The following is a 21,683-nucleotide window of genomic DNA, read 5'->3' on the forward strand; positions in this document are numbered from 1 at the left end:
GTTGAATGGTGAACCACAGCTGGTATCTCCTTCTGGGGCTGCTCCTGGGCGGGTACCTCCTCCTCGACGGCTTCGTCATCGGCTCGTCGATCCTGCTCCGCCACGTGGGCCCGGGCGAACGGGGACGACGAGCGACGATCACCGCTTTCGGCCCGTTCTTCCTGGGCAACGAGGTATGGCTGGTGGTGACGGCGGCGACCCTGCTGGCGGTCTTCCCGCTGCTGGAGGGCCCGTTGTTCCACGCCCACTACCCGCTGCTGGTCGCCCTGCTGGTGGCCTGGTTGATCAGGGACGGCGCCGTGTGGTTGCGAAGCCGCCTCGGCGGAGCGGGCTGGCGTGGCGGCTGGGACCATGTCCTCACGGTCGCGAGCGTGGCGTTCGGCCTGCTGTGGGGGCTCCTCCTCGGCAACCTGGCCAGTGGCGGAGTCGGCCGGGACACGGTGTGGCTGCCCTTCGGGTGGTACCCCCTGCTCTGGGCCGTCACGGTGGCGTCCGTCTTCGCCGTCCACGGTGCGGTGTTCCTGGCCGTACGGCTGCCGCCGGACCTGTCCGGCGCCCCCTCCAGGTGGGTCGTCCGCCTGGCGGCCCCGATCGCGGCGCTCTACGCCGTCGTCATCGTCGTCGGCGTGGCGACACAGGCCCTCCCGCACGGTGACGGCCTGCCGGTCTGGGCGGGGGTCACCGGCCTGCTCGCCGTCCTCGGCCTGCTCGCCGCCGGTCGCCTGGTGACCGTACGGCCGAAGGCCGCGCTCGCGTGCACGGCCGTGGCGGTGAGCGCCCCCGTCATCCTCGTCGGGGCGAGGCTCTGGCCCGTCGCCGAGCACGCCCTGGCAGGAGCATCCTCGCTGAGCGTTCTCGGACGCTTCCTGGTCGTGGTCATCCCGGTCGTCCTTCTGATCCAGGGCTGGACATGGATGGTCTTCCTGCGCCGGATGGACGGCCGCACCACGGTCTTCTTCTGAGCCGGGCGGCGGAACCCGCCGCGACGTGGACAGGGCCGCGGCCCTGTCCACGTTTCAGCCGCGTTATGAGACGTACGTCAGCAAGGGGCTCGGCTCGGGGGCCTCCCCGGCGAGGATCTTGCGCTGCAGGTCGCGTACTTCCAGGGACAGGTCCACACCCAGCTCGTCCTGCAGGATCCGCCGGAGGTTCATGCACGCCGCGAGCGCCTCTCCACGACGGCCCACGGCGTAGAACGCCCGGATGAGGAGGCCGTGCAGGGACTCGTTGAGGGGATGGGCGATGACCAGCGCCCTGAGTTCGCCGATCACATCGTGATAGCGGTGCAGCGCCATGTCGGCATGGATCCGCAGCGCCAGGGCGCGTATTCGCTCCTCGGCCAGCAAGGTGAGATGCGCCTGGAGAAGCGGTCCCTGCGGCACCTCGGGGATGGGCGCGGATCCCCGCCACATGGATTCCGCCCGGCGAAACTGCTCCACGCCGGCCTCTATGTCGCCCCGTTCGATCAGCGCGCGCCCCTGTGCCGTCAGGCGGGTGAACGTGTGCAGGTCGAGCTGGCCCTCGCGCAGCTTCAGAAGATAGCCGAGGGGGCGGGTGACGAGTTCGACGCCCTCGTGACCTTGTCTGTCGTGCCCGTGCAGGATCTTGCGAAGCTGGTAGGCATAGGTCTGCGTGGTGGTGACCGCGCTCGCCGGCGGGCTGTCGCCCCACAGTTCTTCAATGAGCTGGCTAACGGGAACGACGTGGTTAGCCCTGAGCAGCAGAAGTGCGAGAGTCTGCTGCGGCTTTGACGCTGTGGGCGTGCAGATGTGTCCGGCCCGGACTACTTCAAGTGGACCGAGTATTCGAAAAATCAATGGGACCCCTCGTGCAGTATTGGTGACAGCCTGTCAGGCCAATGATCCGGCACGATACTGACGAGTCCGCGAACAGGGGTTCGCTACGTTATTCGCTCGTCCCGAACGGCCGTCATGCATTATCGCAGGATGATGTTTGATTACCCTGGGTGTCGACCGGCCCCCGTAGCCAGCCTCCTTGTTACTTAGCGAACCTATCAAAACTATAAGCATTAAACGGAACATATAGAAGGCTTCTCGTACTCCTTTTGTGATACTTTTCGGACGGATGGACATGATGGTTTCGCTCTGCCGTTATCCGGCGGACGTGGGCTTCTGCCCGCCGGAGGGGTGAGACCGGCCGAGCGGGCCGGTGAGCAAGATCGGCACGACGGCGGCGGGCGTCAGCAGATCGCTTACAAGGACTACGCTCCAGTGATGACGGCCGCAGCCACTCCGGTCCCTAGAGTGATCCTGTGAGGACCTTCCGGTTCGCGAAATGGGACATGCTGGTCGCCGTGCTGGCAGTGCCCCTGTATCTCCTGGGGACCCACTTCGCATCGCTGACCAGGGTCCCGCCCTATCGGGCGCTGGACGGGCTGGCCTACGCCATGCTGATCATCGCGGGCGCCGCCCTCGGGCTGCGCTCCACCCACCCCGGCCTCGTCTACGCCGTCACGCTCGCCTGCTGCGCGATCGTACTGGGCCGCCACCACGCCTACGGACCGATCTTCCTGTCGGTCTGCCTGGCCCTGTCCACCATCGTCACCAGGTACGGCCTGCGCCCGGGGCTCGCGGCGGTCGGCCTGACGGGCACCGTCCTGTTGGTGAGCGACATCGTCGGCGGCACCGGGCGGTCAGGGGACGACATGCTGATCTGGCTCGCCTGGTACACCCTGGCCCTGCTGCCCTTCGGGGTGGGTGCGGTGATCCGGGTGGAGCGTGACAGACGCGCGGCCGAGGCGAAGGCCGACGACGAGCGGCATCTCCTGCGCGCCCAGGAGGAACGCCTGGCCATCGCCAGGGAGATCCACGACGTTCTCGGGCACAGTCTCAGTGTGATCAGCATGCGCGCGGGAGTGGCCCTGCACGTCGCCGACCGCACGCCCGCCGAGGCCATCGACGCCCTGCAGGCGATCCGGCGGATCAGCAAGCAGTCCCTGGACGAGCTGCGGGGGGCCCTCGACATCATCCGGGAGCGCCGCCCGACACCGGGGGAGGAGGACATCCACCGGCTGGTGGCCTCACTCAGGGCGGCGGGCCAGGAGGTGACGCTGGTCACGACGGGAAACTCCAGCGGGATCTCGGCGACCACCGAACACGCCGTCTATCGGATCGTCCAGGAGTCCCTGACCAACGTCGTACGGCACGCCGGGCACGCGAGGGCGCAGGTGAGGGTCGGCTACTCCGCTGAGGAGGTCACCGTCTCGGTTGTCGACGACGGCGGCGGCGGCACGGTGCGAAAGGTCGGCTACGGAATTACAGGCATGCGCGAGCGGGCCAGAGCGGTGCACGGCACACTGGCCCTCGGCCCACGGGCTGGGGGAGGCTTCGAGGTCACCGCGAGACTGCCCGCACGCGCGGAGCGCAAGACGGCACGGGACGACGATCCGATCGACCTGGCCCGGCAAGATTCTGCGGAGATGGGCGGACATGATCCGGGTGCTGATCGCTGACGACCAATCCCTCATCCGTATCGGGCTACAGGTGCTGCTCGCGAGCGACGACACGCTGGAGGTGGTGGGTGAGGCGGCCGACGGCGAGCAGGCCGTCCGCATGGCAGCCGTTCTCCGTCCCGACGTGGTGCTCATGGACATCCGGATGCCCAGGAAGGACGGGCTGGCCGCGCTGCGCGACATCACCGCCAACCCGGCCCTGCGGGCCACCCGCGTCATCATGCTGACCACCTTCGAGATCGACGAGTACATCTTCGAGGCACTCCGCGACGGAGCGAGCGGTTTTCTGATCAAGGACAGCGAGCCCGCCGAGCTGTTGCGCGCGATCTCCGTGGTGGTGAGCGGCGGGTCGCTGCTGTCGCCCTCGGTGACCCGGCGATTGATCACCGAGTTCGCCTCCCGGCCCGGCGCGGCCAAGCCGCATCCCCGGCTGTCGGAGCTGACGGACCGTGAGCGGCAGATCGTGGCACTGGTCGGCGGCGGGCTGTCCAACGACGAGATCGCCGCCCGGCTGGTGGTCAGCCCCGCCACCGTCCGCACCCATGTGAGCCGGGCCATGAGCAAGCTGGACGCCCGTGACAGGGCCCAGGTCGCCGTCATCGCCCACCAGTCCGGGCTCGTCCGGTGACGCCCGCGCCTCGTACGCTGTGCGTTGCGTCGCCGTCCGTCGATTCACGTAGTGAAGAGACCTTCAGGCGCTGACGACACCGCGGGGTCGCCTTGGCGACCCTTATGGACATGCGCTTACTCACCGGCCGTCGAACCAAGTACCTCGTCCTGCTGTTATGGCTGGCGATCACGCTGCCGCTCGCCTCGCAGGCACGCAACATCAGCGACGCCATGGAGAACAACTTCAGCCAGTTCACTCCCGCGAACGCGGAGTCCTCCGAGGTTCGCGACCTGCTCGCGGCCGAATCCGGCAGCCAGGACCTGCCCGCCGTCGTGATCTACGCCCGAGAGGCCGGGCTCACCGAGGCGGACCGGGCCATCGCGCGGGAGGACATCCCCGGCAGGCAGCTGATCCCGTCCGACGACGGCTCCGCCCTGATGGTGGTGGTGCCGATCGACGCCACCGACGAGGACGCCGCCTACCAGACGGTCAAGGACCTCCGTGAGCGTGTCCACCGCGACCTGCCACCGGGGCTCGACGCGTCCGTCACCGGCCCCGCCGGCCACTATGTCGACAGCGCTGACGCCTTCGTCGAGGCCGATCTCACGCTGCTGCTGGTGACACTCGGTGTCGTCGCGGTGTTCCTGCTGCTCATCTACCGCAGCCCGGTGCTCTGGCTGCTGCCCCTGCTGGCCGTCGTGCTGGCGGCGGGCACGTCCCAGGGCGTCGTCTACCTCCTGGCGATGAACACGGACCTGGTGGTCACCGGCATGGGATCGGGCATCCTGACCGCCCTGGTCTTCGGTGCCGGGACCGACTACGCGCTGCTCCTGATCGCGCGCTACCGGGAGGAACTCCGCCGCCAGGCCGATCGGCACGCCGCGATGTCCACCGCGCTACGCGCCTCACTGCCGGCCATGGCCGCCTCCGCCGCCACGGTGATGTTCGGGGTGATGTGCCTCGTCGCGGCGGACATGCGGTCGAGTGCGAGCCTGGGACCGGTAGCCGCCATCGGCATCCTGTGCGCTTTCCTGGCGATGGCCGTGCTCCTGCCCATTCTGCTGCTCATCTTCGGCCGCTGGATCTTCTGGCCGCGCATTCCCCGGCCCGGCGACGTGGGGAAGGCCGGCGTGTGGGGAAAGGTCGGCGACCGGGTGGCGCGGCGTCCCCGGATGGTGTGGATCATCACCGTCCTGGCGTTCGCGGCCCTCGGCATGGGACTGACGACGGCGCAGGTGGGCATCCCGGGTTCGGAGGCGTACACCTCGCCACCCGAGTCGATCACCGGGCAGCGACTGCTCTCCGCCCACTTCCCCAGCGGCGCCTCCGCGCCCGCCGACGTGATCACGACTGTGGCGAACCGCGACGGGGTGGCCGCGATCATCTCCGCGACCGACGGCGTGTCCGGCATCCGGCCGGGCAACTCCCTGACGGACCGCGTCCACCTGCGCGTGACCCTCTCCGACCCTCCCGAGTCGGCCGAGGCCGAGCAGACGATCGAACGGCTGCGCGCCGCCCTGGGTGCCCGGCCGGGCACGCTGGTGGGAGGGCTCACCGCGACCCAGGTGGACACCACGTCCGCGCACGTGCACGACCTCTGGCTGGTGATCCCCCTCGTCCTCCTGGTGATCTTCATCGTGCTCGCCCTGCTTCTCCGCTCGCTGGTGGCGCCGCTGATGCTGATCGGCACGGTGGTGCTGTCGTTCTGCGCCGTACTCGGCCTGGGGTGGCTGATCTTCGACGGGCTGCTGGGCTTCGGCGCGCTGGGCTACGACGCGATCCTGCTGGGATTCGTCTTCCTGGTGGCGCTGGGGGTCGATTACAACATCTTCCTCGTCAGCCGGATCCGGGAGGAGACGAAGGCGACCGGCGAGCACCGGACCGGCGTGCTACGCGGCCTGGCGCTGACCGGCTCCGTCATCACCGGCGCGGGGCTCGTGCTGGCCGCGACCTTCTCCGCGCTGACAGTCCTGCCCCTGGTCTGGGCGGTGCAGTTCGGTGTGATCGTGGCCATGGGCGTGCTCCTGGACACCTTCGTCGTCCGCTCGGTCATGGTGCCGGCCCTGCTGCTCGACCTCGGCCCTCGCACCTGGTGGCCCGGTGTCCGGGCCATGAGGAAGACCGCTCCGGAAACGCCGAGCTTGCAGAAGAGCCTCAGCGGCTCGCACGATCGGCGATGATCACATGCAGCGGCAGCCCTGGCAGCGCGTGGAACACCGGATCGACGAATCCGCTCTTGCCGAGCATCTCGGTGTATTCCTGCTCGGAGTGCACCTCCCCATCGGAGGTCCACGAGAGCATCAGCACGGAGAAGAGATAGGGGGGCGGGTCCTGCGCGGGCGGCTGGTCGCCGATCACGAAACCCACGATGACCAGCTTGCCGTCCGGGGCGAGAGACTCGTGCACCCGGCCCAGCAGTTCAGCCGCCCGCTGCGCGGAGAAGTGGTGCAGCACATTGGTGACAAGCGCCAGGTCGTACGGCCCGCCGAGCGGCGTGGTGAACATGTCGCCCTCGATGAAGGAACACTGGTCGCGCACTCCCATCTTCTCCGCGTTGCGCTCGGCGATGGGCAGCACGTTGGCCCAGTCCAGGCTGTTCACCCGGATGCGTGGCTCCTTCTGGGCGATCGTGTAGCCGTAGAGGCCGTGCCCGCACGCCACGTCCAGCAGCTCCACCCCGTTGCGGGCGGACATCCAGGGAGCCAGCACGTCGGCGATGAGCGCCGCGGTCGGGCCGGTGGCCGGGGTCGCGTGGGTGGCGAAGTCCTCCCAGTAGGAGAAGTTCGGCGTTTCCGCGTGGACGTCCACAACGGCACCGCCCCGCCGTACGGCGTCGGCGAGCACCTTGAGCGCATCCCATTCCCAGTCGCTGGCGAAGATGCGCACCATCTGGCCGAGGTAGCCCGGCGAGTCCTGGACGAGGTGCCGACGGACGTCCGCCGGGAGGTCGAAGCGCCTGCCGTCCGCCTTCAGCAGGCCGATCGCCGCGAGGGCGTTCAACAGGATGCGGAGGGCACGCGGGTCGGTGTTCAGTCGCTCGGCGAGGTCGGCGGCGGTGTGTGCCCCGCTCGCGATGCCGTCGAAGACGCCGAGCTCGACTCCCGCCCGCAGCAAGCTCGTCTGCCGATACGCCTGCATCATCGCCACGATGTCTTGCCGGGTGGCCGGTGTCACTGTGGTCATTCTGTCCACGCCCCTTCGCCTGCTGAGACTGTCAACGTGCCGGTCGAGCCGACCTTCCGGAAGCGGGCCCGGCGGTCCTGGACCAGCCGGTCACCTGACCAGGTGGCCGGTTCGGGGAGCGCCGGCTCCACCGCGTCGCCGATCGAGGAGATCGGGTCGGCGGCGGACGGCCGGCCCGCGGGTTCTGCGATGACGACCGTCGTCCGGAGCGGTTCGGGCCGGGCCCGGGACGCGGTCGTCATGCCGCGCTCCCCGCCGTGTCTTCCGCGAGACGCCTGTTGATGTAGGCGAGGGTGGTGCGCGGGGTGACCATCTCCTGCACCGCTTCGTCGGGGATCGAGGTGCCGAACTCACGCTCGACGCGACTGACCGTCTCCAGCATCGCCAGCGAGTCGTAGCCGATCTCGGCGAAGAGCAGGTCCGCTATGTCTCCGTCGAGGTCGACCGACTCGTCCTGGCCGGCGCAATCACGCAGGATACGTCGAAGATCGTCCAGGGTTACTTCCGCCATGTCGCCTCTCCTTGGTCGTCGTGTGCGGTGAGCTGTCTGCCGATGACGAGGGCCGCGTTGAATCCGCCGTGTCCACGGGCCAGGACCATCGCGTGCCGGAGCCTGTCCTGGCGCGGATACGCGCCGACCAGGTCGATGCGGTTGCGCGGGGCCGGCGAGTAGACGCCCGTCGTCGGCGGGATGACCTGGTCACGCAACGCCAGCAGGGCCGTCGCGACATCGAGGGTGGCGCCGCCCGCGTACATGCGCCCGGTCATCGTCTTGGGGGCGGTCACCGGCACGCCGTACGGGCCGAATATCTTGGTGATCGCCGTCGCCTCGGCGTGATCGAGTGCCGGATCGCCCACGGCGTCGGCGAACACGACGTCGATCTCATCGGGCCGCAGCCCGGCGTCGGCGAGCGCGCCGGCGGCGGCGGATTCCAGGGTGGGTGGGCGGCCGGATCCCGGCCGGGGGTCGAAGGTGGCGTGGTAGCCGAGGATCGTCCCGTAGTGCTGATCGACCCCTCGCGCCCGCATCGACTCGGCGGTTTCCAGGATCAGCGTCGCTCCTCCCTCACCGGGCACGTATCCGCTGGCGTCGGCGTCGAAGGGGAGGTACGCCCGGGCGTTGTCGCCGCAGGTGGTCAGCCGGCCGTGGGCGATCTGCGCCACCAGCCCGTAGGGGCACAGGGAGGCGTCGGTGCCGCCGGCGACCACCAGTCGCGACCCGGAGCGGAGCAGCCTGCGAGCCTGCCCGAGAATGTCCAGCCCGCCCGACTGCTCGGTGCAGATGACCCCGCACGGCCCGCGCATGCCGTGCCGGATGGAGATCTGGCCGGTGGTCGCGGCATAGAACCAGGCGATCGACTGGTAGGCGCCGACATGCTGCGGTCCGTCGCGCCACAGCCGCTCGATTTCGCGCTGGCCGAACTCGGTGCCACCGGAGGAGCCGGCCGTGACGACGGCCATCTGGTACTCGGGCAGATCCGACGTCACGACCTTGGCGTCGTCGAGCGCGTCCTGCGCCGTAGCCAGTCCCAGGTGCGTCCAGTGGTCGGTCTGCGGGATCAGCCGTCCGGGGAGTCGGTCACGGGCCACGAAATCCGGCACCTCACCGGCGAGGCGCGTCGGGTAGCCCGAGGCGTCGAAGCGGGTGATCGGGCCGATCGCGCTCCGGCCCGCCAGGATGGCCGACCAGTGTGTTTCGACGCCGATCCCGGTCGGGGCCGCGACACCGAGCCCGGTCACCACGATCGCCGTCATCCGGCCCGCCCGCCGGCCGCCCGCGCCAGCACCATGGCGGTCTGGAACCCGCCGAAACCGCTTCCCACGGTGAGCACCCCGTCGAGCCGTCGTTCGCGCGCGTGTAACGGCGTGTAGTCGAGGTCGCACTCCGGATCGGGCACGTGCATGTTCGCGGTGGGCGGCACCACCTGGTGTTTGAGAGCCAGCGCGCAGGCCGCGACCTCGATCGACCCGATGGCGCCCAGGGAGTGCCCGACCATCGACTTGATGGAGCTCACCGGCACCTCGTAGGCGTGTGCGCCCAGGCTCTCCTTGAACGCGGCGGTTTCGTGCCGGTCGTTCTGCTTGGTTCCCGAGCCATGCGCGTTGACGTAGTCGATGTCCTCGGGGTTGAACCGCGCCTGGGCCATCGCGCACCGGATCGCCTCGGCCATCTCCCTGCCGTCCGGCCTGAGCCCTGTCATGTGGAAGGCGTTGCTGCGGCTGGCGAATCCGACGATCTCGCCGTAGATTTGCGCGCCGCGGCGGCGCGCGTGCTCCGCGTCCTCCAACACCAGCATCGCCGAGCCCTCCCCGAGCACGAACCCGTCGCGTCCGAGGTCGAAGGGACGTGAGGCGTGCGCCGGGTCACTGTTGTTGGGCGAGGTCGCCTTGATGGCGTCGAAGCAGGCGACGGTGATCGGTGAGATCGGTGCGTCCGTGGCGCCGACCACGGCCACGTCGGCGCCGCCCTCCTTGATCACCTCGACGCCGTGGCCGATGGCGTCCAACCCCGAGGTGCACCCCGTGGAGATCAGGGCGACCGGCCCTTCGGCTCCCACCTCCCAGGCCACCTCCGTGGCCAGGGTGCTCGGCACCATGTACCCGTACAGGTGCGGAACCGCATAAGAGTGGTCCACGAGCCATTTCCGCCCGGCGTCACTGAGTACGACGTACTCCTGCTCAAGCCCCATCGTGCAGCCCACCGCGCTGCCGACGCTGACCGTCAGGCGGGCGGGCGGCAGTTCCGCCATGTCCAGCCCGCTGTCCGCGACCGCCTCGCGCGCTGACACGACAGCGAACTGCGCGGCTCTGTCCATCCGCCTGATCTGCTGGGCGCTGAGGCCGTTCGCCTGCGGATCGAAGTCACACTCGGCGGCGATCCTGGACCGGAACCCGGTGGCGTCGAACAGCGAGATCGCCCGGGTCGCGGTGGTACCCGAGGCAAGGAGTTCCCAGAACGCCTTGGCCCCGATCCCGCCCGGCGCCACGACGCCGATGCCGGTCACCACCACCCTCCTTTCCGGCATCAGCGGTCACCGACTTGTAACTGCTGGGACCGGGGGTCGTCCACCGGTTCGGTGTCCACGTGGCCCAGTTCCGGGCTGGGCGCCAGCGGGCTGAGCTGGAACACGGCGTGCACGGGCTGGTCGCCGTTGTTCTCCGCACGATGGCGGACGCCCACGGGCACCATGATCGCCTCGTCGGCCGACACGGCGATCGGGACGCCCTCGACGACCATGGTCAGGTGGCCACGAGTGACGTAGAGAAACTCCTCCGAGTACGGGTGGTAGTGCTCGGTGATGAACTCTCCCGGAGCGAGGGTGAGTGCCCCCATGAACCCGGATGTGGCCGAGACCGTCTTGGGGCTCAGTAACACACGGATGTCGCCGCCGCGTCGTCGGTTGGCCGACACGTCGGCACAACTGATCGTGGATGGAAGATGCTTCGACACAGTCACACTCCTGGTAGTGCCGTCCGATCAAATCCCGGCTGAGATCACCTGGAGATTCACCCCTGAAGGTGCCAAGGCGACATGGAGGATCGTTCGAACCACGTTGGAACTGATGGCCGCCGGTACCGGCGAGGTGCCCCCACTCGCGATGCTCTCTCGGCGAATCGCTCAGCGCTGTGCGCTCGCGCCGCCGAGTGTCAGCGGGACGTAGCCGATACGGACGCACTCGGTCGTTGCGCCCGCGGTAGGGCGGTGAAACGTCGGGTCGAGGCGGCGACGAGGACCCCGAGTGCGGCGTAGGCCGCGCCGAGCAGGCTGGCGGCCGACCATCCCGCGGCGCTGTAGGCCCAGGTGGTGGTGATCGCACCGAGCGCGGAGCCGAGGGAGTAGCAGGCCATGTAGGCGCCGATGACGCTGCTGCTCTGGTCGGGGCGGGCGGTGGTGAGCAGGTGCTGGCTGCTGACGTGAACGGCTTGCACGGCGAAGTCCAGGACGATGACGCCGACGATCAACAGCCACAGCGATGACCCCGCTTGAGCGATCAGCAGCCACGAGGCTGTGAGCAGGGCCAGCGACCAGCCGGTGACCGAGGGCGCCAGGCCCCGGTCGGCCCATCGGCCGGCTCGGGCCGCGCCCAGCGCCCCGGTGAGACCGGCGAGTCCGAACAGTCCGATCTCGGTGCTGCCGAAGTGCCACGGCGCGTCGCCGAGCGGGAGCGCCAGTCCGCTCCACAGCGTGCCGAAGGAGGCGAACAGGAAGAACGCGACCAGTCCGCGACTGAGGAAGAGCCGGTCGCCGACGACCAGACGACCCAGCGATGACAGCAGCTGTCCGTACCGGGCTCGGGGGCGGCGGACGTCGGCCTCGAGGGTGAATCGGGCGGCGAGCGCGAGCATCACGCAAAGCCCGGCGATGACGAGGTAGACCATGCGCCAGTCGGTCAGCTCGCCCAGTGCGCCCGCGACCACCCGCACGCCGAGGATCCCGATGACCACGCCCGAGGTGACCGCTCCGATGTTGCGGCCGCGCTCGCCGGTCGGTGAGACGGCGGCGACGTAGGCCACCGTGATCTGGACGACCACGGCGAACAGTCCGGCCAGGGCCAGGCCCGCGATCGCGATGCCACCGCTGGGTGCGGCGGCGGCCACCCCCGCACCTACTGCTGTGAGCAGCAGGTGCACCGTGATGAGTCTGCGGCGGTCGAACAGGTCGCCGAGCGGGACCAGCAGCACCAGCCCCGCGAGATAGCCGATCTGGCCGGCGGCGACCAGCCACCCCAGTGCTCCTTCCCCCAGCCCGAGGTCCTCGCCCGCGGCCTCGAGGACCGGCTGGATGCCGTAGACGGTCGACACCGCCACCGCGCACACCAGCGCGAGCACGGCCCGCTGCCTCCCGGTCAATCCTGGCGACATCTCACCCTCCAATAAGTTGCAAAATGCAACCTATCTGAAGTTAGGGCATAATGGTTTCAGATTGCAACTCATCACGGAGGGGGCCCGTGGACGTCACACTCGCCGCAGGAGGCGCTTGGACCGACCCGGCCTGTCCGGTCGCACGGACCGTCGACCTGATAGGCGACCGGTGGAGCCTGCTGATCATCCGCGACGCGATGGACGGGGCGACGACCTTCACCGAGTTCCATCAGCGGCTGGGGATCGCCCGCAACATCCTCACCGACCGGCTCCGCAAACTCGTCGAGTACGGCATCCTTGACAAGAGCGCCGCCACCGACGGCAGACGACACACGTACCGGCTCACCGAAGCCGGGCAGGACCTCTTCACGGCCGTCGTCGCCCTCCGCCAATGGGGCGAGCGCCACGCCTTCGCCCCAGACGAGCCGCACTCCATCCTCGTCGACGACCAAGGGCGGGAGCTTCCCGAACTCCACCCGCTCGGCCAAGACGGCGCGCCGCTCTCCGCCGAGGCGTCGCACGTCCGGAAAACTGCCTGAGCCCGACCGCGCCGGAACCCGTCCCATCGGGCCCTGCGATCGATGCCCCTCTACACTGACTCGCGCTCGAGTAGGCGTCTCACCATGTTTGGCCGCCGGCACGAACCAGCATCTCTCGCCGAGCTGCCTTCGTGAGCTGATCCTGAGCTTGGCGAAGATCTTACGGAGGTGCCACTCGACCGTGCGCGGGCTCAGGAAGAGACGAGCGATCCTCTCGCCCGAACTGCGGCCGCCCGGCCCTGAATCGGCGATGACCCAGAGGTTCGGCCGGGAAGACAACCGGCGTTCCGCCGCTGGGTGGAGTGACCTCAGGGCAGTTGGTCAGGGGTCGCCGTCAGGCCGTAGTAGATGCGCGGCGCGCCGTCCAGCCGGATCTTGACCTTGCCGTCGCGGGCGGTGAGCCGCCGTTCCCTACCAAGGCAGTCGAGCTCCCTCACCGAGCTCCCGGCGGCGGCCACCTTCAGCTCCGTCTTGGTCGGCCAGCCGTCCACCCACGGTTCCGGCGCGGCGAACCACGTGGAGCCCGGCGCGTGGTCGGTGTTGAGCAGGTAACCGTCCTTCCTGCTCCACAGGATCGAGACGGGTCCTTCCTGCGTGCTGAACAGCAGTCCTTTCAGATTGGAGTCGGCCGGCTTCAACCAGCGCACGAACGTCGCCCGGTCCAGCACCTGCGCAGCCGTGGCGTAGGCGAGCATGGACGGCTTGGCGCTGGTGTCGCGGTTCATGAGCCCGTAGTGGTACTCGGGGTTGGCAGGGTCGGCCATCTGCGGCTTGCCAAGGACGCTGTCGTGCAACTGGTACCAGTTCACGCAGCGCACCCCCTCGGCCTTGGCCAGCGCCAGGGTGAGCAGGACGTTCTCTGCGGCCTGCCGGTAAGTGTCGTGCCACCAGCTGTTCGGCTTCGTGCAGGCGTAGGCCTCGGTCAGCCACAACTCCTTATGCCCGTACTCCGCGATCATCTCGCGGGCCTTGCGCAGACCGCCTAGGAAGTTCCAGTAGGAGCCGTTGGCGCCCTGCGTCCACTCTTCAGGAGACGGCGCGTAGTCCGGCGTGAAGTTGCCCCTGCCCGGGTGGAAGGCGAACCCATCGATGAGGTCCCAGCCGCCGGCGTCATGGAAGTTCCTGGTCCAGACGTGATCCATGCCGGCCAGGCCGGCGTTGAGCACCTTGGTGGGCGCTCCCGCGGCGGTCAGCCGGTCGCGTACCGGGCGTAATCCGTCCCGCACGTAGGCGGCGGCGGTCTCGCCGCTCATCCATGGCTTGTTCACCTCGTTGGCGACCTCGAAGTAGTCGGCACCCGACCCGATCGCCTTCTGCGTGTTCGTGTCGGCCCAGGCGGTGACCTCGGCGGCCGTTCCGCCCAGGGGGATCCCGGCGAGCTCGATGTTGTGACTGATCCCCGCCGCGTTGAGGGTGGCGGGCGGGAGGCCCGGTCCGCCGTCGTAGGAGATGCGGACGCACTGGATGCCCAGGCGTTTCATCAGTCCCACGACAGCGGCGGCGTCGGGCTTGAGCAGCCAGGGGTAGTTGGCGATGCCGAACATGCTGTCGGCGCCGGCTTGATAGGTGTGCGGTGGCAGGACGGCGAGGTTGGTGCGGGCGAACGCGCTGTCGGTGCCCGCGGTGGCGCTCACCTCGGTGAACACGATCCCGCGGGGTGGCGAGGTGATGGTGAAGGTCTGTCCCCATGAGGCTCCCGCCGCGACCGTGCCGGTCACGCTGCCGCTGCCCAGCGTCCTGCCGTCGAAGTCGCGGGCCCACCACGAAAGCTTCACACTGCGGGCGGTGCGTCCCCCGTTGGCGACCTCCGTGTGCAGGGCCATGGGCTGGCCGGCGGCGTCCCAGAGGGAGAAGGGCTGGTCGGTCCAGACCTCTACGCCGAGTGGAAGGCCCGCGCCCATGGTGCCGCCCGCAGCCGGTCGCATCGAGCCGAGCACCAGGTCGGCCTCCGTCACCGCCGCGCCGGCGGTTCCGGTGCCCGGCGCGTGGATCCAGGTGGCGTTGGTCCAGGCAGGGGTGGTGGTGGCCAGCCGGAAGTAGGCGCGGGTGTCGGCCCAGGTCTCCTGGTAGACGACCCCGGCATTGCTTTCGTACGGCACACCTCCTCCAGCGTCGCGGTTCCATGTCGTCAGCGCGGCAAAGGACTCGGGCACCGAGGGTGAGACAACGGTGCGGCCGAGCATGAAACCGGCCGGGACCAGCGTGGTCGAGCCGCCGACCTCCCAGCGGAGCGAGGCTCGGTGCGGCGCGACGCGGAAGACGCCGCGGACGGTGATTCCCCCGGCCGTGCTGGGGAGCGTGTAGTCGACCTGGATGGCCTGCGTGCCGTCCTGGAGCGTGACGAGCGACGGCGTTCCGCCGGTGGTGCGCTGGATGCCGGTGACGGAGTCCTTGGCCATGAACCCGGTGAGCCTGACCCGTTCGACGCCGCCGCCGTCGCGGACGGTGATGCCGCCGTCGGTGGCGGCGGTCAGCGTGATGCCGTCGGCGGAGATCGAAGGGGTGTCGGCCTGGGCCTGCGCCGCGGGAAGCAATGCCCCTGCGAGTCCGGCCGCCACGGCTCCACCGAGGAAGCGGCGTCGGGGGATGTCAGACATGAAGATCTCTTCCCTGTCGACCTAATGCGGATTAGGGAGATGTGTACTCCGGCCGGAACGGGAGTGTCAAGGGTGAGTTGTGCGCCTCACGTAATCTGCTGGTAACGCCTTGACACCTTCATCTAATGCGGATTAGATGCCGTCTAATCCGCATTAACCCAGAGGAGTGACCATGGATGCACCAGCCTCCAGAAGGTGGATGGCGGGGGCGCTCGTGCTCGCCGCCGCGACGGCGGGCTGCTCGTCCGGCTCGTCGGGTGAGGACTCGGGTAAGACCGTGATCACTGTGGCGGGCATGCCTCCCACGACCGCCGCGAAGACCCGCACGCAGTTCCTCGACGCGATCGCCGCGTTCGAGAAGGCCAACCCCACCATCAAGATCAAGCCGACCGACACCCAGTGGGACGCCAGGACGTTCGCGACCAGGCTGGCCGGCGGAAACGCGGAGACGGTGCTGACCGTGCCGCTCACCGAGCCGCCGGGGCTCATCGCCCGGCGCCAGGTCGCCGACCTCAGTAACGAGATCAAGAGCCTGCCGCACGCGGGAGACTTCGACCCGCGCGCGCTGGCTCCTGCTACCGGCGCGGACGGCAAGGTCTACGGCCTGCCCGTCACCGAGTACGCGCTGGGCCTGGTCTACAACCGCGCCCTGTTCACGAAGGCGGGCCTCGACCCGGATCAGCCGCCGGCCACGTGGGACGAGGTCAGAGCGGCGGCAAAGAAGATCGCCGGGACGGGTGTGGCCGGGTACACGCAGATGACGGTCAAGAACACCGGCGGCTGGATCCTGACCGCGATGACCTACTCCTTCGGCGGGCGGATGGAGAAGCAGGAGGGCGACAAGTACGTGTCCTCGCTCCTGGACGGCCCGGCGGAGCAGGCGCTGCGGCACCTGTCCGCGATGCGGTGGCAGGACGACTCCGTGGGCGCCAACCAACTGCGCACCCAGCAGGACACGGAGCGCGACTTCGCCGCCGGCAAGATCGGCATGCTGATCGGCGCCGTGAACAGCTACAACCGCTACACCACCCTGTACTCCGGCAAGCCGGACGACTTCGGCATCGCGGCGTTGCCGCAGCAGGGCAGCGGCAAGGCGACGCTGCTGGGCGGGCTGGTGGCGGCCGTCAACGCCAAGGCCACAGCCGCGCAGCGAACCGCCGCGGTGAAGTGGATCGACTTCTACTACCTCAAGCCCAACTACGACCCGGCGGCCGCCGAGCAACTGGCCGTGGCCAATGCCGCGGACAAGCTCGCCGTCGGCCTGCCCACGCTGCCGTTCTACGGCCCGTCGGTGTCAGGCCCGGTGAACGCCGCGATCGCCAAGCACACCAACATCCCGGTGTCGAACTTCGCGCCCTACGTGAAGGAAACCGACAAGCTGGAGTACGTCGTCGAGCCTCCTGTCGCCGCCCAAGACCTGTACGGCGCGCTCGACACCGCCGTACAGGCCGTACTGACCCGCAAGGACGCCGACCCCCGCGACGAGCTGGACAAGGCGGCGGCGCGATTCGCGCCGCTGCTCGAGAAAGCACAGTGACCCGGGGCAGAGGCGTCGCGGCCGCGCTGTTCCTCATCCCGACGGTGTTGGTCTTCGGCCTGTTCTCGTGGTGGCCGATCATCCGCAGCGTGGTGCTCGGCTTCCAGCAGACCAACCTGGTCGATGCGGCGACGTTCGCGGGCCTGGACAACTTCCGCACCTTGCTCGCCGACCCCCTGCTGGGCACGGCGGTGCGCAACACGCTGCTGTTCACCGGCCTGGCCCTGCTGATCGGCTTTCCTCTGCCGATCTTCCTGGCGGTGCTGATGTCGGAGCTGCGGCGCGGCTCCGGGCTGATGCGGGTGCTGGTCTACCTGCCGGTGGTGGTGCCGCCGGTGGTGGCCGTGCTGATGTGGAAGTGGTTCTACGACCCGGACTCCGGCCTGTTCAACCAACTGCTCGGGTTGGTCGGGCTGGGACCGTACCCCTGGTTGCAGTCCACGGGCATGGCGATGCCGAGCCTGGTCCTGGAGGCGACCTGGGCGGGCGCCGGCGGCGCCGTGCTCATCTACCTGGCCGCGCTGTCCAGCGTTCCCACCGAGCTGTACGAGGCGGCTGAGCTGGACGGGGCGTCGGTGTGGCGCAGGTTGTGGCACGTGACGCTGCCGCAACTGCGGTCCATCCTGCTGATCATGCTGCTGCTCCAGGTGATCAACACCTTCCAGGTGTTCACCGAGCCGTTCGTGCTGACCGACGGCGGGCCGGAGGACTCGACGGTCACGGTGCTGCTACTGATCTACAGGTACGCGTTCGTCAACGGCGACTACGGCACGGCAGCGGCGTTGAGCGTGAGCCTGGCCGTGGTGCTGGCGGTGCTGTCCGCCGTGTACCTGCGGCTCACCAGGACTTGGGGGACGAAGTGAGGGGAGTGATCTCCGACACCGAACGGCGTGGGCGCGGGATGCGCCTTGGACTGGGCACCACCCAGGTGCTGCTCATCGTGGCCCTGGTCCTGCAGGGTGCCGGGCCGATCTATTGGATCTTCAAGGGCGCGATCTCCTCCACCCAGGAGTCACTGCGCCATCCGCTGGCCCTGTGGCCGGCGGACGTGCAATGGTCGAATCTGGTGGAGGCGTGGACGACCCTCGAGGTCGGCCACTACCTGATGAACACCGGCGTACTCGTCGGCGGCTCCTGGTTCACGCAGCTGTTCGTCGCGACGACAGGCGCCTACGCGTTGTCGGTCCTGCGGCCCTCCTATGGCAAGTACGTCTACGGAGCGGTCCTGGCGACACTGTTCCTGCCCGGCACGGTCTCGATGGTCTCGCTGTACCTGACGGTCCTGGACCTGTCCATCGCCAACACCCCGCTGTCGGTGTGGTTGCCCGCTGGGGCGCACGCCTTCAACGTCCTTCTGGTCAAACAGTTCTTCGACGGCATTCCCAAGGAGCTGTTCGAGGCAGCGCGCCTCGACGGCGCCGGGCCGTGGCGGATCTTCACCCGGGTGGTGCTGCCCATGTCACGTCCGATCTTGGCCGTGGTATCACTGCTGGCTGTCATGAACGCGTGGAAGGACTTCCTCTGGCCCATGATCGCCATCACCGACACCGAGAGCCAGCCCCTGGCGGTGGCCCTGCCCCGGCTGGCGGACACCTCGGACCAGGCCCTGCTCATCGCCGGGATGCTGATCGCGATCATCCCTCCCGTCGTGGTGTTCCTGCTGTTCCAGCGGCAGATCATCCGGGGCATCGCCTTCACGGGGCTGAAGGGATGAGGGTCCTGGTCACCGGTGCGGCAGGCCGCCTCGGCTCCGCCGTACTGGCAGAACTCGCATCGCGGGACATCGCCGTGACCGCGCTCGTCGCGCAGGATCCCGGCCCGCTGACGGCGGAGCGGGTCATCGTGGGCGACGCCCGCGACCCGGCCGCCGTCCGCGCGGCCCTCGAAGGGGCCGACGCCGTCGTTCACACGGCGGCGCTGGCCTCGCCCGAGGTGGCGGCGCCCGAGGTGGTGTTCTCGGCCAACACGCAGGCGACGTTCGTGGTGCTGAACGAGGCGGGAGAGCAGGGGGTACGGCGGGCCGTGATCGCCAGCAGCCTGTCGGTCACCGGCCTGCCGTTCGCCAGGTCGCGCCCGAGCCCGCCATACCTGCCGCTGGACGAGCGGGTGCCGTTGCAGATCGAGGACCCGTACGCGCTGTCCAAGCAGACGGACGAGGCCACGGCCGCGATGATGCACCGGCGTCACGGCATGACCGTCGTCGCGCTGCGCTTCCCCTTCCTCGGCGACCAGGCCCGGCTCGCCGCGCACGCGGAGCGGCTTGCCGGGGATCCCGCGGCCGGGGCCGCGGAGGTGTGGAGCTACCTCGACCTTCGTGACGCCGCGCGCGCGTGCCTGATCGGGCTGACGGTCCCGTTGTACGGCGCGCCGGTCATCTTCGTCGCCGCGCCCGAGACGCTCGTGGCGACCCCCACCGAGGAGTTGCTCGCGACGCACCACCCCGGCGTGCCGCGCCGTACGGCATTGCCCGGCAGGACCGTGGCCATCGATCTCGAGCCGGCCAGGAGACTGCTTGGATTCACTGCTCGGCATCCGTTCCCAGAGGAGCGACAATCATGATCATGTCGGAGACGCAGGCGCCGTGGCAGGCCAGGGACGGGCTGCGCATCACCGGTGTGCGCACGATCGTCACCGCTCCGGGCGGGGTCCCGCTCGTCCTCGTGCGGATCGACACCTCGGAACCCGGGCTGTACGGCCTGGGCTGTGCCACCTTCACCCAGCGCTTCCACGCCGTGGTCGCCGCGATCGAGCGGCACATCGCTCCCATGGTCATCGGCCGGCATCCGGCCGATATCGAGGACATCGGCCGGATGCTGCACTACTCCTCGTACTGGCGAGGCGGGCCTGTGCACAACAATGCGCTGTCCGGCATCGACCAGGCGTTGTGGGACATCGCGGGCAAACGTTTCGGCGTGCCGGTGTACGAGCTGCTGGGCGGGCGGGTCAGGGCGGCTGCCGCCGTCTACACCGGGGCTCGCGGTGGCGGGGTCGAGGAGTCGATCGAGCGGGCCGCCGCGCTGGCCGAGCAGGGCTACCGCTACGTGCGGCTGCAGGCGGGCGGGCCTGGGCTCGGCACGTACGGCGGCGTCGGCACGCCCGGCGGGTATCCGGGCAGCCCCCATCCCGACGGCTGGGACGTCGGCCACTACCTGCGCAGCACGCCGAAGTTGTTCGAGCGCGCCCGCGAGGTCCTCGGTGAGGAACTCGGCCTGCTGCACGATGCGCACAACCGGCTCACGCCGAAGGAGGCTGTGGTGCTTGCGCGGTCGCTGGAGCCGTACCGGCTGTTCTTCCTGGAGGACCCGCTTGCACCCGAGCACTTCGACAGGCTGCCCGAGGTGCGGGCGGCGGCGCCGATGCCGATCGCCTCCGGCGAGCTGGTCTCCTCGGTGACCGACGCGGCGCGTCTCATCACCTCCGGCGGCGTCGACTACCTGCGCCTGCACGTCTCAGCCGTCGGCGGGCTCACACCCGTGCGCAAGCTTGCCGCGCTGTGCGAGCTGACCGGGGTGCGGACGGCCTGGCACGGGCCGCCGGACGTGTCGCCGGTGGGCGCGGCGGCCAACGTCACGCTCGACGTCACCAGCCCTGCGTTCGGGATTCAGGAGGCGCATGTCTACCCGGAGACCGTGCACGAGGTGTTCCCCGGAACGTTGAGGACGGTGAACGGCTACATCACCCCCTCTGACCGGCCCGGCTGGGGCATCGACCTCGATGAGAACGCCGCCAAGCGATACCAGCCGGAAACGCACCTGCACGAGCGGTGGGCCGCGCGGGTGCGCAGGCCCGACGGCGGGATCGAGGCTCCGTGATCTACTACTTCTTTGGGGGTATGCCATGAGACCGAGCGGTCGCCCTCGTCAGGCGGACATCGCCCGACTGGCCGGCGTCTCACAGCCGACCGTGTCCTTGATCCTCGGCGGCACCGCCGCTGCCCTGGGCATCGCCGAGGAGACCCAGCGCAAGGTCATGGAGGCAGCCGAGCGACTCGGGTACATGCCCGACCCGATCGCCACCCGCTTGGCGGCCGGGCAGAACAACCTGCTCGGCCTCTACACCTTCACCTCGACCTTCCCCACTGAGATGTCCCACGCCTACTACCCGTTCCTGGTGGGCATCGAGGAGGAGACGGCGGCGCAGGGCTACGACCTGCTGATGTTCATCGCCTCCAGCGTCACGGGGGAGCGCCCGCACGCCCAGGTGCTCAACCGGGTACGGCTGGCCGACGGCTGCCTGTTCCTGGGCAGGCACCTGCCCGTGCCCGAGATGGGCCGCCTGCTGGCCACCGATCTGCCCGTCGTCTACATAGGGCGGCACGACGAATTCGGCGACCGCCTGCCGTACATCGGCGCCGACTACGTGTCCGCCGGCGCCGCCGTGGTGCGGCACCTGGCAGGGCTGGGCCACGAGCGCATCCTGTACGTGCGCGAAGCCGACGAGGCGATCACCTCCATCGACAGGGAGGCGGGCTTCAGAGGCGGCATGGACGAATGCGGGCTGGCCGCCGTGGTGGTGCGCACCGACGGCACCGACCTGACCCCCGACCGGCTGCGCGCCTGGCGCGACCAGGGCGTCACTGCGGTGGTCACCGAGGCCACCGACACCGACGCCGCCCATCGCGCCCTCCTGGCGGCTGCCGAGCGCGCGGGTCTCCGCTTCCCCGACGACCTCTCCCTGGCCACGCTCGGCGACCCCCGCGACCGCCCGAAAGGTCTCACCGGCTTCGCCGTACCTCGTCGCGAGATGGGGGCCGCGGCCGTCCGACTGCTGACGAAACTCATCGCGGGAGACCGTACGGTCCCCAGGCACCAGCTCATGACCTGCGAGCTGGAGCCAGGCGAGACCGCGGCACCTCCCCGCTAGCCCTCTCGAAAGGCACCAC

The 21,683-nt window shown here is 69.3% G+C and carries 20 protein-coding genes and 1 pseudogene; 11 read left to right on the forward strand and 10 right to left on the reverse strand.

What is annotated here, in order from left to right; translation table 11 throughout:
- Positions 1–5 precede the first annotated feature (5 nt).
- Positions 6–962: a cytochrome d ubiquinol oxidase subunit II gene (locus MBA17_RS37090; protein WP_238502231.1), complete on the forward strand. Its 957-nt coding sequence runs from the start codon at positions 6–8 to the stop codon at positions 960–962.
- A gap of 63 nt (positions 963–1,025) precedes the next feature.
- Here the strand turns inward: MBA17_RS37090 and MBA17_RS37095 are convergent, their stop codons facing one another.
- Complete coding sequence (locus tag MBA17_RS37095; protein WP_238502232.1) at positions 1,026–1,817, reverse strand: AfsR/SARP family transcriptional regulator; 792 nt, start codon at positions 1,815–1,817, stop codon at positions 1,026–1,028.
- Between the two features lie 455 nt (positions 1,818–2,272).
- Here MBA17_RS37095 and MBA17_RS37100 point away from each other — a divergent pair, with 455 nt between their 5' ends.
- From MBA17_RS37100 to MBA17_RS37110, 3 genes are all read left to right on the forward strand, one after another.
- A complete protein-coding gene (locus MBA17_RS37100) occupies positions 2,273–3,472 on the forward strand; it encodes a sensor histidine kinase (RefSeq protein ID WP_238502233.1) in 1,200 nt (399 codons plus the stop codon).
- A complete protein-coding gene (locus tag MBA17_RS37105; RefSeq protein WP_238502234.1) occupies positions 3,450–4,100 on the forward strand; it encodes a response regulator in 651 nt (216 codons plus the stop codon). Before MBA17_RS37100 ends, MBA17_RS37105 begins: the two co-directional genes overlap by 23 nt.
- Before the next feature lie 110 nt (positions 4,101–4,210).
- Positions 4,211–6,262 (forward strand): MMPL family transporter, encoded by a 2,052-nt coding sequence (locus tag MBA17_RS37110; protein ID WP_238502235.1) that lies wholly within the window; start codon positions 4,211–4,213, stop codon positions 6,260–6,262.
- On the opposite strand, the gene MBA17_RS37115 is transcribed toward MBA17_RS37110, so the two are convergent.
- The 7 genes from MBA17_RS37115 to MBA17_RS37145 form a co-directional block, all read right to left on the reverse strand.
- The gene (locus MBA17_RS37115) at positions 6,237–7,265 is read right to left on the reverse strand and encodes a class I SAM-dependent methyltransferase (RefSeq protein WP_238502236.1); all 1,029 of its coding nucleotides are present in this window, start codon (positions 7,263–7,265) and stop codon (positions 6,237–6,239) included. The two genes, MBA17_RS37110 and MBA17_RS37115, sit on opposite strands and share 26 nt — an antisense overlap.
- Positions 7,262–7,507, reverse strand: a complete 246-nt coding sequence (locus MBA17_RS37120; protein ID WP_238502237.1) for a hypothetical protein — start codon at positions 7,505–7,507, stop codon at positions 7,262–7,264. The genes MBA17_RS37115 and MBA17_RS37120 overlap by 4 nt, the downstream gene beginning before the upstream one ends.
- On the reverse strand, positions 7,504–7,776 hold the full coding sequence (locus tag MBA17_RS37125; protein WP_238502238.1) for an acyl carrier protein: 273 nt from the start codon (positions 7,774–7,776) through the stop codon (positions 7,504–7,506). The genes MBA17_RS37120 and MBA17_RS37125 overlap by 4 nt, the downstream gene beginning before the upstream one ends.
- A complete protein-coding gene (locus tag MBA17_RS37130) occupies positions 7,764–9,020 on the reverse strand; it encodes a ketosynthase chain-length factor (protein ID WP_238502239.1) in 1,257 nt (418 codons plus the stop codon). The genes MBA17_RS37125 and MBA17_RS37130 overlap by 13 nt, the downstream gene beginning before the upstream one ends.
- Positions 9,017–10,291 (reverse strand): beta-ketoacyl-[acyl-carrier-protein] synthase family protein, encoded by a 1,275-nt coding sequence (locus MBA17_RS37135; RefSeq protein ID WP_238502240.1) that lies wholly within the window; start codon positions 10,289–10,291, stop codon positions 9,017–9,019. The genes MBA17_RS37130 and MBA17_RS37135 overlap by 4 nt, the downstream gene beginning before the upstream one ends.
- Positions 10,291–10,716 carry a cupin domain-containing protein gene (locus MBA17_RS37140; RefSeq protein WP_238502241.1) on the reverse strand — a complete coding sequence of 142 codons (426 nt, stop codon included), beginning with the start codon at positions 10,714–10,716 and terminating at the stop codon, positions 10,291–10,293. The genes MBA17_RS37135 and MBA17_RS37140 overlap by 1 nt, the downstream gene beginning before the upstream one ends.
- Positions 10,717–10,913: 197 nt before the next feature.
- The gene (locus MBA17_RS37145) at positions 10,914–12,128 is read right to left on the reverse strand and encodes an MFS transporter (protein ID WP_238502242.1); all 1,215 of its coding nucleotides are present in this window, start codon (positions 12,126–12,128) and stop codon (positions 10,914–10,916) included.
- Between the two features lie 86 nt (positions 12,129–12,214).
- Here MBA17_RS37145 and MBA17_RS37150 point away from each other — a divergent pair, with 86 nt between their 5' ends.
- A complete protein-coding gene (locus MBA17_RS37150) occupies positions 12,215–12,667 on the forward strand; it encodes a winged helix-turn-helix transcriptional regulator (protein WP_238502243.1) in 453 nt (150 codons plus the stop codon).
- Positions 12,668–12,799: 132 nt separating this feature from the next.
- Here the strand turns inward: MBA17_RS37150 and MBA17_RS37155 are convergent.
- Positions 12,800–12,946, reverse strand: a pseudogene (locus MBA17_RS37155) (helix-turn-helix transcriptional regulator); the annotation flags it as partial.
- 29 nt (positions 12,947–12,975) lie between these two features.
- Positions 12,976–15,264 (reverse strand): glycoside hydrolase, encoded by a 2,289-nt coding sequence (locus MBA17_RS37160; RefSeq protein ID WP_238502244.1) that lies wholly within the window; start codon positions 15,262–15,264, stop codon positions 12,976–12,978.
- A gap of 172 nt (positions 15,265–15,436) precedes the next feature.
- On the opposite strand from MBA17_RS37160, the gene MBA17_RS37165 reads away from it, so the two are divergent.
- Genes MBA17_RS37165 through MBA17_RS37190 form a run of 6 tightly spaced genes read left to right on the forward strand, consistent with a single transcriptional unit; the run spans position 15,437 to position 21,664 of the window.
- The gene (locus MBA17_RS37165) at positions 15,437–16,801 is read left to right on the forward strand and encodes an extracellular solute-binding protein (RefSeq protein ID WP_238502245.1); all 1,365 of its coding nucleotides are present in this window, start codon (positions 15,437–15,439) and stop codon (positions 16,799–16,801) included.
- Positions 16,798–17,664, forward strand: a complete 867-nt coding sequence (locus tag MBA17_RS37170; protein WP_238502246.1) for a carbohydrate ABC transporter permease — start codon at positions 16,798–16,800, stop codon at positions 17,662–17,664. The genes MBA17_RS37165 and MBA17_RS37170 overlap by 4 nt, the downstream gene beginning before the upstream one ends.
- Before the next feature lie 5 nt (positions 17,665–17,669).
- On the forward strand, positions 17,670–18,515 hold the full coding sequence (locus tag MBA17_RS37175) for a carbohydrate ABC transporter permease (RefSeq protein WP_238502247.1): 846 nt from the start codon (positions 17,670–17,672) through the stop codon (positions 18,513–18,515).
- Positions 18,512–19,360: an NAD-dependent epimerase/dehydratase family protein gene (locus tag MBA17_RS37180; RefSeq protein ID WP_238502248.1), complete on the forward strand. Its 849-nt coding sequence runs from the start codon at positions 18,512–18,514 to the stop codon at positions 19,358–19,360. The genes MBA17_RS37175 and MBA17_RS37180 overlap by 4 nt, the downstream gene beginning before the upstream one ends.
- Before the next feature lie 2 nt (positions 19,361–19,362).
- Positions 19,363–20,613 (forward strand): enolase C-terminal domain-like protein, encoded by a 1,251-nt coding sequence (locus MBA17_RS37185; RefSeq protein WP_238502249.1) that lies wholly within the window; start codon positions 19,363–19,365, stop codon positions 20,611–20,613.
- 25 nt (positions 20,614–20,638) lie between these two features.
- Positions 20,639–21,664 carry a LacI family DNA-binding transcriptional regulator gene (locus MBA17_RS37190; RefSeq protein ID WP_238502250.1) on the forward strand — a complete coding sequence of 342 codons (1,026 nt, stop codon included), beginning with the start codon at positions 20,639–20,641 and terminating at the stop codon, positions 21,662–21,664.
- The last annotated feature ends 19 nt before the right edge of the window (positions 21,665–21,683 follow it).

This window comes from Dolomitihabitans soli (assembly GCF_022213955.1).
GTDB lineage: Bacteria > Actinomycetota > Actinomycetes > Streptosporangiales > Streptosporangiaceae > Streptosporangium_A > Streptosporangium_A soli.

Excerpts from the sequence above, each read along its gene's own strand:
- MBA17_RS37165 (WP_238502245.1), top strand. The coding sequence starts at position 15,437 with ATGGATGCACCAGCCTCCAGAAGGTGGATGGCGGGGGCGCTCGTGCTC.
- MBA17_RS37160 (WP_238502244.1), bottom strand. The coding sequence starts at position 15,264 with ATGTCTGACATCCCCCGACGCCGCTTCCTCGGTGGAGCCGTGGCGGCC.
- MBA17_RS37130 (WP_238502239.1), bottom strand. The coding sequence starts at position 9,020 with ATGACGGCGATCGTGGTGACCGGGCTCGGTGTCGCGGCCCCGACCGGG.
- MBA17_RS37090 (WP_238502231.1), top strand. The coding sequence starts at position 6 with ATGGTGAACCACAGCTGGTATCTCCTTCTGGGGCTGCTCCTGGGCGGG.
- MBA17_RS37185 (WP_238502249.1), top strand. The coding sequence starts at position 19,363 with ATGTCGGAGACGCAGGCGCCGTGGCAGGCCAGGGACGGGCTGCGCATC.
- MBA17_RS37120 (WP_238502237.1), bottom strand. The coding sequence starts at position 7,507 with ATGACGACCGCGTCCCGGGCCCGGCCCGAACCGCTCCGGACGACGGTC.
- MBA17_RS37180 (WP_238502248.1), top strand. The coding sequence starts at position 18,512 with ATGAGGGTCCTGGTCACCGGTGCGGCAGGCCGCCTCGGCTCCGCCGTA.
- MBA17_RS37115 (WP_238502236.1), bottom strand. The coding sequence starts at position 7,265 with ATGACCACAGTGACACCGGCCACCCGGCAAGACATCGTGGCGATGATG.
- MBA17_RS37110 (WP_238502235.1), top strand. The coding sequence starts at position 4,211 with ATGCGCTTACTCACCGGCCGTCGAACCAAGTACCTCGTCCTGCTGTTA.
- MBA17_RS37190 (WP_238502250.1), top strand. The coding sequence starts at position 20,639 with ATGAGACCGAGCGGTCGCCCTCGTCAGGCGGACATCGCCCGACTGGCC.
- MBA17_RS37125 (WP_238502238.1), bottom strand. The coding sequence starts at position 7,776 with ATGGCGGAAGTAACCCTGGACGATCTTCGACGTATCCTGCGTGATTGC.
- MBA17_RS37135 (WP_238502240.1), bottom strand. The coding sequence starts at position 10,291 with ATGCCGGAAAGGAGGGTGGTGGTGACCGGCATCGGCGTCGTGGCGCCG.
- MBA17_RS37145 (WP_238502242.1), bottom strand. The coding sequence starts at position 12,128 with ATGTCGCCAGGATTGACCGGGAGGCAGCGGGCCGTGCTCGCGCTGGTG.
- MBA17_RS37105 (WP_238502234.1), top strand. The coding sequence starts at position 3,450 with ATGATCCGGGTGCTGATCGCTGACGACCAATCCCTCATCCGTATCGGG.